At 59.6% G+C, this 14,280-nt stretch carries 13 protein-coding genes; 7 read left to right on the top strand and 6 right to left on the bottom strand.

What is annotated here, in order from left to right; all coding sequences use genetic code 11:
• Positions 1–6: 6 nt before the first annotated feature.
• Positions 7–837: an NAD(P)-dependent oxidoreductase gene (locus tag AC0QTX_RS03150; protein ID WP_474602367.1), complete on the top strand. Its 831-nt coding sequence runs from the start codon at positions 7–9 to the stop codon at positions 835–837.
• A 68-nt stretch (positions 838–905) separates the two neighbouring features.
• On the opposite strand, the gene AC0QTX_RS03145 is transcribed toward AC0QTX_RS03150, so the two are convergent.
• From AC0QTX_RS03145 to AC0QTX_RS03125, 5 genes are all read right to left on the bottom strand, one after another.
• Complete coding sequence (locus tag AC0QTX_RS03145; protein WP_474602366.1) at positions 906–1,640, bottom strand: LuxR C-terminal-related transcriptional regulator; 735 nt, start codon at positions 1,638–1,640, stop codon at positions 906–908.
• A 57-nt stretch (positions 1,641–1,697) separates the two neighbouring features.
• The gene (locus tag AC0QTX_RS03140; RefSeq protein WP_474602365.1) at positions 1,698–2,054 is read right to left on the bottom strand and encodes a DUF1236 domain-containing protein; all 357 of its coding nucleotides are present in this window, start codon (positions 2,052–2,054) and stop codon (positions 1,698–1,700) included.
• 106 nt (positions 2,055–2,160) lie between these two features.
• Positions 2,161–2,910 (bottom strand): anti-sigma factor, encoded by a 750-nt coding sequence (locus AC0QTX_RS03135; RefSeq protein WP_474602364.1) that lies wholly within the window; start codon positions 2,908–2,910, stop codon positions 2,161–2,163.
• A 30-nt stretch (positions 2,911–2,940) separates the two neighbouring features.
• Positions 2,941–3,432: an RNA polymerase sigma factor gene (locus AC0QTX_RS03130; RefSeq protein WP_474602363.1), complete on the bottom strand. Its 492-nt coding sequence runs from the start codon at positions 3,430–3,432 to the stop codon at positions 2,941–2,943.
• Between the two features lie 171 nt (positions 3,433–3,603).
• Positions 3,604–4,011, bottom strand: coding sequence for a DUF1236 domain-containing protein (locus AC0QTX_RS03125; protein WP_474602362.1), 408 nt, complete (start codon positions 4,009–4,011; stop codon positions 3,604–3,606).
• Positions 4,012–4,495: 484 nt separating this feature from the next.
• On the opposite strand from AC0QTX_RS03125, the gene AC0QTX_RS03120 reads away from it, so the two are divergent.
• On the top strand, positions 4,496–5,068 hold the full coding sequence (locus tag AC0QTX_RS03120) for a hypothetical protein (RefSeq protein ID WP_474602361.1): 573 nt from the start codon (positions 4,496–4,498) through the stop codon (positions 5,066–5,068).
• 449 nt (positions 5,069–5,517) lie between these two features.
• On the top strand, positions 5,518–6,492 hold the full coding sequence (locus tag AC0QTX_RS03115) for a S8 family serine peptidase (RefSeq protein WP_474602360.1): 975 nt from the start codon (positions 5,518–5,520) through the stop codon (positions 6,490–6,492).
• Between the two features lie 82 nt (positions 6,493–6,574).
• Here the strand turns inward: AC0QTX_RS03115 and AC0QTX_RS03110 are convergent, their stop codons facing one another.
• The gene (locus tag AC0QTX_RS03110) at positions 6,575–8,056 is read right to left on the bottom strand and encodes a mannitol dehydrogenase family protein (protein WP_474602359.1); all 1,482 of its coding nucleotides are present in this window, start codon (positions 8,054–8,056) and stop codon (positions 6,575–6,577) included.
• Between the two features lie 474 nt (positions 8,057–8,530).
• Between AC0QTX_RS03110 and AC0QTX_RS03105 the strand changes: the two genes are divergently transcribed.
• The 4 genes from AC0QTX_RS03105 to AC0QTX_RS03090 are packed head-to-tail and all read left to right on the top strand — an operon-like array spanning position 8,531 to position 14,273.
• Positions 8,531–9,634, top strand: a complete 1,104-nt coding sequence (locus AC0QTX_RS03105; protein WP_474602358.1) for a branched-chain amino acid ABC transporter substrate-binding protein — start codon at positions 8,531–8,533, stop codon at positions 9,632–9,634.
• Between the two features lie 24 nt (positions 9,635–9,658).
• Entirely contained in the window at positions 9,659–12,856 is a 3,198-nt protein-coding gene (locus AC0QTX_RS03100) for a response regulator (RefSeq protein WP_474602357.1), read from the top strand.
• Positions 12,853–13,230 (top strand): response regulator, encoded by a 378-nt coding sequence (locus AC0QTX_RS03095; protein ID WP_474602356.1) that lies wholly within the window; start codon positions 12,853–12,855, stop codon positions 13,228–13,230. Before AC0QTX_RS03100 ends, AC0QTX_RS03095 begins: the two co-directional genes overlap by 4 nt.
• Positions 13,227–14,273 carry an adenylate/guanylate cyclase domain-containing protein gene (locus AC0QTX_RS03090; RefSeq protein WP_474602355.1) on the top strand — a complete coding sequence of 349 codons (1,047 nt, stop codon included), beginning with the start codon at positions 13,227–13,229 and terminating at the stop codon, positions 14,271–14,273. The genes AC0QTX_RS03095 and AC0QTX_RS03090 overlap by 4 nt, the downstream gene beginning before the upstream one ends.
• The last annotated feature ends 7 nt before the right edge of the window (positions 14,274–14,280 follow it).

The following is a 14,280-nucleotide window of genomic DNA, read 5'->3' as shown; positions in this document are numbered from 1 at the left end:
GAACACATGAGCCTAGAGATCGCCTTCATTGGCTATGGGGAAGTCGGCCAACTCTTCTCGCGCCAGCTTGCGTCCAAGCCAGGTGTCCGCGTGACCGTCTACGACATTCTCTTCGACGACCCGGGCCAAGGTCCTGAGCTGAAGCAGCGCGCGTCAGATGACAAGGTTCGTGCGGCCGGCAGCACGGCCGAGGCCTGTCAAATGGCGAAGATCATCATCTCGGCTGTCACGGCGGACTCCGCCGTAGCCGCTGCCCGAGAGGCCGCGCCTCACCTCAAGGCCCAGCAGACCTATGTCGATCTGAACTCCGTCTCCCCTGCCACGAAGCGAAACGTGGCCGATCAGGTTCGGCAGGGAGGTGCAGATTTCATCGAGTTCGCCGTCATGGCGCCGGTGAGTGGCGTCGGGATTGAGGTTCCCATCCTGAGCGGCGGCGAGACGGCCGAAACGATCTCAGCCCGTCTCAACGAACTCGGCATGAGGATCACACCTGTCAGCCCTGAGATCGGAACGGCCTCTGCCACGAAGCTGTGTCGCAGCATCGTCATCAAGGGCATGGAGGCGCTCATGGTGGACTTCACGCTCGCGTCCGAGAAGGCCGGAGTCATGCCGGCCGTGCTGGCGAGCTTGAAAGCATCCTATCCCGGCATGGATTGGGAGACTGTCGCGAAGGTTATGATGTCTCGCGTAAAGCAGCACGGCATTCGGCGTGCTGCGGAAATGCGCGAGGCGAGCCGCATGATCAATGAATTCGGTCTGGACGGATCATTGGCCGCAGCGATTGCTGAAAGACACGAGAGTTTCGCCAGATCCCATGTGTCGCCGGACACCGAGTGAATTCGATGAGGAGATCCTCAGGCCCCTCTTCCTGCATCGGCAGTTCTGTCGCGAGTGGCTAGACGTATTCACGCCTCCGCATCCATCGAGACATGACGCGTCGCCCAAAGAGCAGCCTGGGTCCGATTGCAGGCGCCCACTTTCTTCAAGATTGCCTTAACGTGAACTTTCACCGTCGATTCGGACAAATTGAGATTACGGGCGATGACTTTGTTCGGCGCCCCCTCCTTTAAGTAGCTCAGGATTTGCGCCTCGCGAATGGAGAGCTTTCGGCCCGTCAATCTATAATCTTCACCTCTTCCCGAACTCTCCCCGGGCTCAGGCGCAGAACGATTCGCATCTGCCCCTGTCATGGACAGGACGAAAGCTGATGGCAGGACGATCTCGCCGAGCATGACAAGTTCGAAAGATGTAACGAGGATCTCGCGATGGCTGTTGGAGAGACAGAAGCCGTGTGCTCCCGCCTCCCAGGCTGTCGACACTTCGCTCGGCTCAAACGCTTCCGCTAGCATCACGATTCTGGCATCGGGAAAGTGCGCTCGTATTCGATTGATCACAGCCACAGCCTCATCGCGGTAGCTCTGACCATCAATGATAAAGAGAACAGGCACTCCATCCTGAACTTCCGGCAGGGCTGACACATCGTCGATTGCTTCGTGCCAGACTTTGAATCTTCCACCGGCCAGAACCGTTTCCAAGCCGATGCGCAGCAATGGATTGCCGCAGACCGGGAACACTGTCGTTGATGGCCCCTCCTCCAGTTGGGGGACTCGCCGGCTTTCTATCAAGTTGTGCAATGACATGAATAAACCTGTCGTTCCTATGAGCGTAATCTGCTCTCATCAATCAAGAATTGGACTTTATCGAACTACGTAGACGATCCTCCGCGAAGCCGCGTCCACGATGACCCGATGGCTGTTGATGATGGCGTAGCGATAAGTTTCGTGGCGCGGTATCGGATGGAGGTCGACGTCTTCAGGCAGGGTCTCACCGATAAGGGCGCCTCGGCTGAAGTGAGAGGCCAAGTTTGAATCCTGCCGTGAGCCACCCCGAACCGGCAAGTCCGTGGTGATGTTGCCCGCTGCATCGAGAGCAGCGTGCTGCTGGTCCGCTGACACAGGCAACCCAGCTTGATGAGTTGCATTCGGTGCTGAGGTGGGCGTGGCGATAATACCCACGGAGAACACGGCGATAGCCAGATGATACACGGCTCGCATGGTTATCCTCTATCACTAGCGTGCTAGAGGAGAGAACGGATCGGACTTAACGTTTATTCCAATCCACCACAAAAAAGAGTCTACCTCTTCCGAGGTAGACTGCGGACTAGCGGGCATACTCAGCGAGGGCTTTGATCTCCGCTTCGCCCTCCAGAGGACTTCCGGCGCCGAGATTACCAAGATAGGCATCTAGGAGGTCGCCACCCGAGCTTGGCATGTATCCAGCATCTCGTGCAGGAGCGGATACAGCAAAGGTTACTTTCCAATCACCGGCTCGGCAAGCGACCGCATTGGTTGCGCTGTCGACCGAATGGAGCCTGAACTCTCGACATAAGGATTCATTTGCGAGCCGGTATGTCGAGATTACCCTTAGCCGCCCAAATGGAAGCTCGACCTCATGCCCGGATCCGATGCGGCTTAGTTCCTGCCGGACAAGGGGGTCTTCCAGCTGTGCGAGGTGACCTGCCTCCGGCTGTGACTGCCGTCCGATGAAAAAGCCTGCAGCCACCGCGACAGCCGCAAGGGAGGCGGCCAGAGCCATCGTCATGGGATATGTTCTGCTCGACCTTACGCTCTTTGTCTCTATGGGCTCAGGTCTCCCAGCGGCTTTAGTTGCAGCTTCATAGGCTTCGATCTGAGCCGAAACGGCAGCGCGAAGCTCACTTGGAACCTCAGGAGAAAAGTTGCTGGCAAAGAACGAACGCGTCAGATGGCGGCTCTGCTGAAACTCGACGATCTTTCTTGCTACTGCGGGATCCTGTGCCATGACTCTGGCGACGGCGGCTGCGACGGTCTCGTCGAGCTCTCCGTCCGCAAAGGCCATCAAGATTTCATCGGTGAGATGTAGCTCCGACATCCTTCTACTCCACCCTCATCTTATGTGACCTCAGGCAGCCGCCGTCATTTCGACTAGGCGCTTCCTGGCTCGAGCCAGACGGCTCATTACGGTTCCGACGGGAACGTGCAGCACCTCTGCAGCCTCCCGGTAGCTGAGATCCTCTCCACAGACCAAAGCAAGCACCTCGCGCTGTTCCTGAGGCAGGCTATCGATCGCCCGCTGAACCTCTGCCAAAGCCAGCTTGCTCATGATCGGCCCCTCGCCCGGATCACCAACCAGCTGCGTCTGCGACTCCACGTCTTCCATCATACCTTCGGCTCTCATCCGTCTCAGGTGATCGATCCAGTGATTACGCAGAATCCGAAACATCCATGCATCGAACCGAGTGCCCGGCGTCCAGCTGTCCGCCTTTGCAAGGGCGCGTTCGCAGGCTCCTTGGACAAGATCGTCTGCAAGGGGTTGCGAGCGGCAGAGCACCAGCGCAAAGCGTCGGAGCCTCGGTAGAAGTGCCACAAGTTCCTGTCCTATGGCTGTTGCCATTCCTGCTCCACGTGACCTGATAGAACCATAACGGGAAAGCTAGTCGTTTTATTCCAACCTCAAGAGGAGGAGGCTTCACCGAGGGGCCCTGCAGGACTTTCGCTCGGCACGTCGAAATGAAGAAGGGCGGCCCGAAGGCCGCCCCAAGCTCAACACCAGTGCCGATGATCGTTAGCGGATGACCTGTACGATCTTGCGGGAGCCCGGCTCGACAAGAACAGGGGTGTTATTTACCACGGTATAGCGATAGCCCTTCACCTTGTACTGGGCCGGGACCTCATAGAAGGTCACGCCGGATTCTGGCAGGGTAGCGCCGACACGCACCTCTTCCTTATAGGTATAGGACGGCACGCTCTGCGTGGTCACGTACTGGCGGAATTCCGGCTGCTGCTGGTCGGCAATACCGCCCACGATGGCGCCCGTGACACCGCCCACGGCCGCGCCAACAGGGCCACCGACGATCGCGCCGCCGACTGCACCAGTGGCTGCGCCCGCAGCGGCTCCACCGGACTGCGCATAGGCCGCGGCAGGGGCGAGAGCAGCGAGCACGACGCTGGTGAGAAGAATCTTCTTCGACATGATCTGACTCCTGAATAATGCTTCGGGTTCATCACCCGGCGATCGATAACGCATGATGGTCGAAGTAGTTTCCAAGCAAGTATTGCATTATGCCGGCTATCCCCGACAAAGCCGATAATGAACGTCTGATGAACATGATTTTATTCTAATATTCATCTCATTACACAGATAGTGTATCAGCAGCAGTGAATGTAAGTGCCTCTCTATATTACGCAACGTCACTTGTCTGAGCTGTTAAAAGCATGTTGCCTTCAGCGAAATGCGGTCACATACTGGACATTACCATTACCCTTGGAATTCGAGCAATTTTGAAACAAGCTCGCGCCTTGACCGTTGTTTTATGTTCACCGGGCCTTCAGAGCCCATTGCGAGAACATGGGCCCCTTAAGGGTGCATTGGCGAGCCGGGATGATGACATCGAAACGACGCTCCTTGCTGGTACTGGCATCCTGTCTTGCCATTGCCTGTCCGGCCAAGATCCAATTTGAGATCGGCGACGGTATTAGCCCTTTCCTTACTGAAACTCGAGCCATTGCCCAGTCTGGCAACAACGGAGGGAACGGCAATGGGGGCAACGGTGGCAATGGCAACGCTGGCAATGGCGGCGGGAACGGGGCCGGAAACGGCAACGGCGGATCGCCAGGAAATTCTGGCAACAGCGGCAATGCAGGTGACCGGGGGAATGGCGGCAATTCGGGTGACCGCGGAAATGGCGGGAACGCGGGCGATCGCGGCAACAGCGGAAATACGGGAGGTTCAGGCAACAGCGGCAACAGCAGCGCTAATGGCAGCGCCGGGGGCGCTGGAAACTCCGGCACCGGCAACTCTTCTGGAAACAGCGGCTCTTCCGGCAACGGCAACGGCAGGGGTGCCGGAAACGACGGGGCCGGTCAAGGCAGATCCTCGGACTCCGGAGGATCGTCAAATGCCGGGGGTGCGTCGGGCCGAGGAAATTCGTCTGCCCAAGGAAATTCCTCAGGCAGGAATACTGGAAATGCCTCAGCAAACAGCCGCGCTTCCCGCCCTACGGCACCTGGAGGGCTGCCGGGCATTCTAGGGACGATTACAAACAGCCTTCGCCCTGTCGCAACGGCCCCTGTCAAGGCAATCGAGAAAGCTTTGGCTCCCAGGAGCCCTCACAGAAGCGCCCCAGCTCGATCCGTGAAATCCAACCCAGTGTCATCGCAGAAAGCGGCCCAGACAGGAAAAGCTGGCTCCAATTCCAATAGGGCGGCGGCCTCTGCGAAGCCGTCTGGGAAGCCCTCTGGCTCGCACGCTTATCCACCTCAGCTTCGCGCCCAGACAACAATCTCGGCTGCGGATCAAACTCTGCCTAAGCCTAGGCAGGCATCACGCTCGATCGTGGCGGTCGGACTCACGTCGGAAAGCCTTACACGGTTGCGGACCCAAGGGTTCCAGGCTGAACGGCAGACCAAAGGTACTCTCGCGAGCGTGGTGCGTCTTATCCCACCCCGTGGCATGTCACTTGCTCAGGCACAGCGCGTCGTGCGCGTGGCCGATGCGGGGGCTATCGCCGATTTCGACCATTTCTACTATACAGATGAAGGTTCGGTTGAAGGTTCGGGATGTGCCGGAGCCGGCTGCGAGGCAGTCTCCCTCGTGGATTGGAATCTGCCAGCGGCCAAACAATGTGGTCCGGCTCCGATGATTGGCCTCATCGATACGGGCATCGACCGAGAGCACGAAGCCCTGCTGGGCCAGTCGATTGAAATCATTTCTGGCCTGCAGCTCCGCGGCAAACCTTCTCAGCGGGACCACGGCACCGCTGTTGCGGCCCTTCTCGTGGGTCGGAGCGGAAGCAGCGCTCCAGGCCTTCTGCCCGAAGCACGCATTCTGGCGGTAGATGCTTTCTATCGCGACGCTGGAACGGCAGATCGAACGGATGTGACGACACTTGTCATGGCACTGGAGGCACTGGCGGAGAGGAGCGTACGTGTCGTCAACATGAGCTTGTCCGGCCCACCCAACGAAGTGCTCAGAAGAGCGATCGCGTCTGCCCAGGCGAAGGGCATGACCATAATAGCAGCCGCTGGGAACAACGGGGCAGGCGCCGAGCCGTCCTATCCAGCAGCCTATCCAGGAGTGATCGCCGTCACGGCCGTGGACGTGAAGCGCGAAGTCTACCGCCGCGCGACTCAGGGCGATTACATCGATCTCGCGGCGCCCGGAGTGGATCTGTGGGTCGCCGCACCGGGAGGAGGCGGAACGACAAAAAGCGGCACGTCTTATGCCGTGCCCTTCATCTCCGCCGCCGCTGCAGTCCTGCAAGCTGCGGGCACAACCATGAACCCGGCCGGTCTTCAGTCTGCTCTCGAGAGCAAAACAATGGATTTAGGCAAGCCGGGCCGTGACAAAACCTACGGGCAAGGGCTTTTACAAGCGGCGAACCTGTGTCCACCTCATGCAGACGAAACGCCTGTTGCACAAACTCACGTCGAATTTGACGCAACGGTTCCTTGAGGAACTCAGGGAGCAAGACGATAGTGTCGAGGGCGACCTCATGCATTGAGAGAAGCCTGCTCCCAGTGCATGCCGGATACTCTCAGACCAAGCCGCCCATATAGCGCTGCAGGGTTGCGCGAGTGCCTTCACGCCAGAGCCCGTTCAGCGCAGCCTCAAACCGGGAGCGGAAAACCGGGCTTTCGGAAACATCACCGAAGATGTCTCTCAGATTCAGGAAGGCGGACGCATCATCCCTTGCAGCCAATGCGGCCGGCTGCAGGCGGGTGGCATTCGGGTCGTCAAGAGCAACCGGTTGGCCCTGGTCGTTCAGGCCCGCGCAGTACCGGCACCAGAGCGCGGATACGAGGGCCAGCCCTGTGACGTCCGTGCCGATCTTCAACCGGTCCCTCGTCGAGGGCAGAATGAACTTGGGCTGGCGGTTGGAACCGTCCTGGGCAAGACGCGGGATCGTGTCCCCCACGTCGGGATTGCTGAAGCGGCGGGCGATCAGCCGATAATAATCCTGGAAGTCGACACCTGGCACGGAAGGCACGCAGGGAATGATCTCTTCCATCTCCAGCTTGTCGAGAAAGCCGCGCACCAGCGGGTCCGCCATGGCCTCATGGACGAAATGAATGCCCAGAAGCCCGGCAGGGTAAGCGATGGCCGCATGTCCGCCGTTGAGAATGCGCAGCTTCATCAGTTCGAACGCCGCCACATGAGGCGTGAACGTGACGCCTACTTCCTCCAGCGCCGGACGACCGGAGGGGAAGTGATCCTCCAGTACCCACTGACGGAATGGTTCGCAGAAAACGGGCCAGTTGTCCTGCACGCCGAAGCGCTCGGCCAGGACAGCGCGCTCTCTGTCCGTGGTCGCGGGCGTGATGCGATCAACCATGCTGTTGGGAAAGGCAACCTGCTCGCGCACATGAGCCGCGAGAGACGGGTCGATCAGATCCGCCAGGCCCGCGACGGCTTCCCTCGCGACCCTGCCATTATGAGGAATGTTGTCGCACGACATGATCGTGAAGGGCGCAAGTCCTTCGTCCCGCCGGCGCTTGAGGGCAGCCAAGATAACGCCAAAAACACTTCTGGGCGTCTGCAAGTGTGCTGCATCATGCACGATGTCCGGGTGCTCGGGGTTGAATGCTCCTGTGCCCGGGTCGATGTAATAGCCTCCCTCCGTGATGGTGAGAGACACGATGCGGAGCGCAGGGTCGTTGAGGGTATCGACGATTGCTCGACCATCCTCACCCACGGGAACGAAGTCTATCATGGCCCCCGTCACCCTGGCATGGTTGGCTCCGGGCTCGAGCTCCACCACCGTAGTGAGCCAATCCTGCGGCTCCAGGGCCTGTCGCATCGCTCTGTCACCGGCGCGAATGCCTGCGCCGACGAGAGCCCAATCAAGGTCTTTGCCAGCATTGAAGAGATGATCCAGATACACCGCCTGGTGAGCGCGATGAAAGTTGCCGACGCCAATGTGAAGGATGCCGGCACGGAGCTGCGCACGACGATAGGTTGGCGCAGCTATGGCTGGCTGAAAATCCGCGAGTTGGGTCAGGTTCAGGATCCGGCTCATGATGATGGCTTTTGCTAAACTTGCAGGAAAAATGCTCTAGGGTTGGCTTTTATCCATCCAACATTGACCGTAATACTGTCAACAGTTCAGCCTCGAAGCCGAGCGCCGCTGCTGGTACCGTGTGATGAGTCGAATCTCCGCAGGCCTCCTATAGAGACCTTCATAGCCATTCCCAGAGCGGTTGGATCCGGCCGATCGCTGACGGCTTCACCTCCCTGTGGCGTATTCCCTTATAGTCCCGCACAGACCTGTTGCGGAACTTTTCACGCATCGACCTTGGCTATCATATCGTTTAGGATATGGCCCGGAGCGCGAGCAGATAACCTGCGGCGGAAGACTTGTTTTGACTTTCAGCAGACCCCTGTTCTGCTGAAAGCAGCTGCGAAAAGACTTTTCCGTTATAACATGATCTCTTCTGTGCGGCAGGCGAGTGCTCCAAAGACGTTGATGCAGCCAAGTGGCGGGAGGCTCGCCATGGAACGAAAACTGTTGCGTCTTGCTGCGGCCATCGTCTTTGCGGTGGTGGGGGCCAGCTCGTCCCGCGCTGAGATCCTCATCGGCATGGCTGGAGCTCTTACGGGCCCCAATGCGTATCAGGGCGAGCAGCAGCAGCAGGGCGTAGAAATGGCCATTGTTGACATCAATGCTTCTGGCGGCGTGCTCGGCCAGCAACTGAGGCTCATTTCTGTCGACGATGCTTGCGACAGCGGCCAAGCGATAGCGGCTGCTCACAAGCTTGTGGCCGAGAAGGTAGCCTTTGTCGTCGGGCACCAATGCTCGGGCGCTTCCATTCCAGCAGCCAGTATTTATGAAAGAGCAGGCATCATCCAGATGACCCCGGCCTCGACCAATCCACGACTGACGGAAGAGGGCCGCTCGAATGTCTTCCGCATTTGTGGAAGGGATGATCAGCAGGGCGCAATCGCAGCTGCCTATTTGGCCGAACGAGGGCGGGACGCAAAGATCGCTGTCCTGAGCGATGGTTCGATCTATGGCAAAGGGATCACCGAGGAGATCCAGCGGCAACTCCGAGGGCATGGCAGGGCGGAAACGCTCTATGATGAACTCGAACCAGGCCTGAGCGACTACTCTCCTCTCGTGGCAAAGCTGCAGGCTGCCGGAGTCCGGATCGCCTATTTCGGTGGCTATTACCGGGAAGCCGCCATCCTGATCCGGAATGCCCGCGCGCAGGGTTACAATCTGCAGCTGGTGTCCGGCGACAGCATCGCGAGTGAAGCCTTCGTACAGGTGACGGGTGAGGCTGGCGAAGGAACGGTATTCACCTCCTTCCGCGATCCCCGCCGAAATCCTGGCGCTGCTTCTCTCATCGAGCGCTTTCGTCAGCAGGGCTTCGAACCGGAAGGATATACGCTCTATAGCTATGGGGCCGTCCAAGCCTGGGCTCAGGCGGTCGCCAAGGCGGGCTCGATCGAGCCTCAAGCAGTGATGAAGTCTCTTCGCTCAAACGAGTTCGACACCATTCTTGGGCGGGTCAGCTTCGATGCCAAGGGCGATGTACGGCAACCTGGCTTCGAATGGTTCATCTGGCGGAGTGGCCAATATGTGCCCCTGGAATGAGGAAGGGGGCTTCCCCCTGCTCAAATGTCTTTCCATCTGAGCGTCCGCTGGCGGCTACTCCTCGCCTTTCTCGGCATCAGCGCCTTCGCCGTGCTGGCTGCGGCGACGGGGACCTATGCATTCCGCCAAATGACTCAGGTCATTGAGCGCATCACTGAAGAGCGCGTCCCCTCGGCCCTTTCCGCTCTCGACCTGTCGCGACAGGCTGAACGCATCGTCGCTGCGGCGCCGACCCTTCTGACAGCCCGCTCACAGGCGCAGTACCAGGACATCTCTGCCGCCATCACGGCGGAGGTCGAGCGCCTGGAAGCTCTGCTTGCCCAGATCCACAGCGAGGTTGACCCCGCTGCGGTCGCTGCCATGGAACCCGCTGTTGCGGGATTGCGGCGCAACCTCACGGCGCTTGCCGGCCTTGTGGCAGGACGCCTGGCAGTAGCATCGCGCAAGGATGCGCTCGTCCAGCGTCTTTCAAATGCGTCGGTTGCAGCACAAAGGTTGATCGCTCCTGCCCTCGTGGTTCTGGACTCCAAGTTTGCAGCCTCACGTCGCATCGACCGTGGCGAGCAGACGACTGCCGGCTTTCCGCAACCCCCTTCGGTGATCGTACAGGAGATTGCCGAAAACCTTCTCATGCAGAAGGCGCAGCTCGAATTCGCCTCGATCAGCGACGGCTTGCTCAAGGCCTCTCTTGCCGAAAAGCCTGCCGACATAGCCGTGATGAGCTTTCCTCTCAACCGCTCCCTGTCGACTTTGCGCCAGATCGCTTCCGAGCTGGCTGATCAACGCCTACGATCCCGTTTCGATCAGCGTATTTCGGACTTCGCCAGATTGGTCGAGGGGCAGGACAGCATCCTGTCCGCGCGGAGGACGGAGCTCATTCTCGTAGAGGATGCTGAACGGCTTCTTGTGGAGAATGCGGGCCTTTCCGCACAGCTGACGAAAGCAGTCGACGGTCTTGTCGCGACGGCGCGCGGCGACATTCGCGCGGCAAGCGGAGAGGCATTGATGGCTCAGCACATCGGCCGAAATATTCTGCTGAGTGTCGTCTCCCTCAGCCTTCTGAGCTCTCTGCTCATCGTTTGGCTCTACGTCGATCGCAATCTCGTCGCGCGTCTGCAAAACCTGAGCAACAGCATGCTCGCGATCGCTGGGGGCAATCTGCGCGCTCCTCTGCCCAAGGACGGAGGGGATGAGATCGGACAGATGGCCAAGGCTCTCGCCGTCTTCCGGGATACGGCGATCGAGGTCGAGGAGAAGAACCTGCGCGAGGTCGCCGATGCCCGGCAGCGGCTGATCGATGCAATCGAGAGCATCAACGAGGGCTTTGCCCTCTACGACGCCGACGATCGCCTTATCCTGTGTAACAGCCGCTACGAGGAACTCCTCTATCCTGGAGCCGGCGTTCCCATGGAGCCTGGAACACCGTTCGAGACGGTGATCCGACGCGCTGCGGAGCGCGGCCTTATTCTGGAGGCAAAAGGAAGAGTCGACCCTTGGGTTGCTGAAAGATTGGCCCGGCACAGAAACCCGGTAGCAGCCGAGATCCAGCACCGCGATGGCAATCGCTGGATTCAGGTCTGCGAGCGCAGGATCGCAGGAGGCGGGACTGTCGTCGTCTATACCGATATCACGGAAATCAAGCATCATGCGGCACAGCTGGAGCTTGCCCGCGATGAGGCCATGGCGGCGACGCGGGCAAAGAGCCAATTTCTTACGAACATGAGCCATGAGCTGAGGACGCCGCTCAATGCCATCATCGGCATCACCGAGATGCTCAAGGAGGAGGCTGAGGAGACCGGCGACGAGCCGCTGGTGGAGCCCCTGAACAGGATCCGTCATGCTGGCACGCATCTCCTGGCCCTGATCAACGAGATTCTTGACCTGGCCAAGATCGAGGCCGGCAAGCTGGAGCTCCACCCGGAGGAGATCGATCTGCACGTCCTGATCGGAGAAGCTTCCATGACGGCTGATCCTCTCGCGAGAAGGAACAACAACCATCTCAAGGTGGAGATCGCCTCGGATATCGGCCGGATGCAGACAGACGCTGTGCGCCTGCGGCAGGTTCTGCTCAACCTGCTGAGCAATGCCTGCAAGTTCACCAAAGGTGGAACCGTGACACTAAAGGCCTCTCGGATCACGGACCGAGGAGGAGACACGATCCAGATCGCGGTTCACGATACGGGCATTGGCATGACAGCGGAGCAACGCGACAAGCTCTTCCAGGAATTCAGTCAGGCGGACAGTACCACGACACGGAAATTCGGAGGAACCGGGCTCGGACTCGCTATCAGCCGTCGTCTCTGCCGTGTCATGGGCGGGGACATCACCGTGCAGAGCGTTGTGGGAGCCGGCAGCATTTTCACCGTTTCACTACCGGCGGGCGGAGTGGGCGGCCCTCCCCGGAGGCGTTCCAGCGCAGCAAACTCTTCCGCGATAGTACAACCTATCGGACGGGGGCAACGCGCGCTGATCATCGACGACGAGCCGACATCGCGGGAGATCCTGCGCCAGATCCTGGTGCGTGAAGGCTTCGAAGTAGTAACAGCGGAAAGCGGCCAGCGAGGGATTGAGATCGCCCGTGAGATCCGGCCGTCGGTAATTACCTTGGATGTGCTGATGCCGGGCCTCGATGGCTGGAGTACCCTCCAGCAGTTGAAGCGCGATCGGGTACTCCAGGACATCCCTGTCATCATGGTCACCATCGTCGACGAGGAGAATCAGGCATATGCCCTCGGGGCCGCCGCCTATCTGACAAAGCCAGTCAGCCGCGAGTGTCTGCTGAAGGCTCTTTCCGCCTGCCGGACCGATCACGCAAGCTCTCGGGTCATGGTGGTTGAGGATGACCCGCACACTCGGGGGTGGCTTGCACGGATCCTGCGTGAGGATGGGTGGGAGGTGGCTGAGGCCGAGAACGGGCGGGTTGCCCTGGATCGGCTTCCGCTCGTCAAGCCCGATATCATCCTCCTCGATCTGATGATGCCGGAAATGGACGGTTTCGAATTCGTCGATGAGATCAATCGAAACGAGGCAACACGGCATCTTCCTCTCATCGTGCTGACGGCTGCCGACGTCGACGAGGAAGCTCAGCGCCGCCTGAGCGGCGGCATTCGACGAATTCTGCGCAAGAGACTGGGCGGCCGGGATGAGGTTCTCGCCACCTTGCGGGATGTCATTGCCGATTGCCTGCGGCTCGGCCGACCGGAGAACCAGGAGCAGGCATGACCAGGATTCTCTACGTCGAGGATAACGAGGATAATGCTTACATGCTGACCCAGCGTCTCATGAGACACGGCTTCGAGGTCAGCATCGCGTCCGATGGCGCGCAGGGGATCGAAATGGCGCTCCGGGAAAAGCCTGATCTGATCCTGATGGATCTCGGCCTTCCATCTCTCGACGGCTGGACGGCAGCAAGCCAGCTGAAACAGGTGCCTGATACCAAGAACATTCCCATTCTTGCACTGTCTGCGCATACGATGCCGGGAGATCGGGAGAAGGCGCTGAACGCCGGCTGCGACGAGTATGATGCTAAGCCGGTCGTCTTCGAGCGGCTGCTTGAGAAAATCGATGCTCTCATTCGGAGCCGGAGCCTTCCATGACCGATGCCGGCGTCCGCATCCTTGTGGTGGATGACAACGAGGACAACCGGTACACGTTGACCCGGCGGCTGCAGCGTGAGGGATGGACGGATCTGGCGACGGCCGAAAACGGGCGCGAGGCTCTCGCCCTGATTGCCCGGGAGCGCTTCGATCTCGTTCTTCTTGACATCATGATGCCCGAGGTCAACGGTTACGAAGTCCTCAAGCGGCTCAAGACGGATTCGGCGACGCGTGATATCCCGATTCTGATGATTTCAGCCCTGTCCGAGTTCGAGAGCGTCGTCCGCTGCATCGAACTCGGAGCCGAGGACTACCTCCCGAAGCCGTTCAATCCGGCGCTCCTGAGAGCACGCGTGAGAGCCTGCCTGGAGAAGAAGAGACTGCATGATCAAGAGCTCAACTATCTTACCGAGATCGATCGCCAGCGGCGCCGAGCCGAGGCGCTCCTCCATGCCATCCTGCCCTCACAGGCTGTGGACGAGCTTGAGCAGTCGCAAACCGTAACGCCCCGCCGCCATGAGGATGTTGTCGTTTTCTTCGCAGATATTGTTGGTTTCACCGCCTACTGCGACCTCCTTGCACCGGAGGAGATCGTCGCAAATCTTCATGTTTACGCTTCGACCTTCGAAGACATCGCGTCGCAGCATGGCCTCGAGAAGATCAAGACCGTCGGCGATGGATTTCTCGCCACGGCCGGCCTGCTCCTGCCCAATCCGGACCCGGTGATGGCAAGTATCGAATGCGCCATATCGACCATCGCCTCTGCCCGTAGGCTGCCTCTGCCTTGGGATGTGCGAGTGGGCATTCACGTCGGTCCGGTTGTTGCTGGCGTCGTCGGCCGGCAGAAATTCAGCTTCGACATCTGGGGCGATACGGTGAACGTCGCCGCACGGCTCGCCGGATATGGTCGACAGAGCGGCATCAATCTTAGCAGCGACGCCTGGGAGCGAGTCCGGACACGGGTCGACGCTGCTCCGCTGGGACCTGTTCCCATCAAGGGCAAAGGCGATATCGAGGCCTACAGGATTGCCCTTCCCGGGTAGATGAGAC

Source organism: Microvirga sp. jy35, from assembly GCF_056148915.1.
Note: the sequence above shows the minus strand (reverse complement) of the source record. Positions and strands in the feature narration are given on the sequence as shown.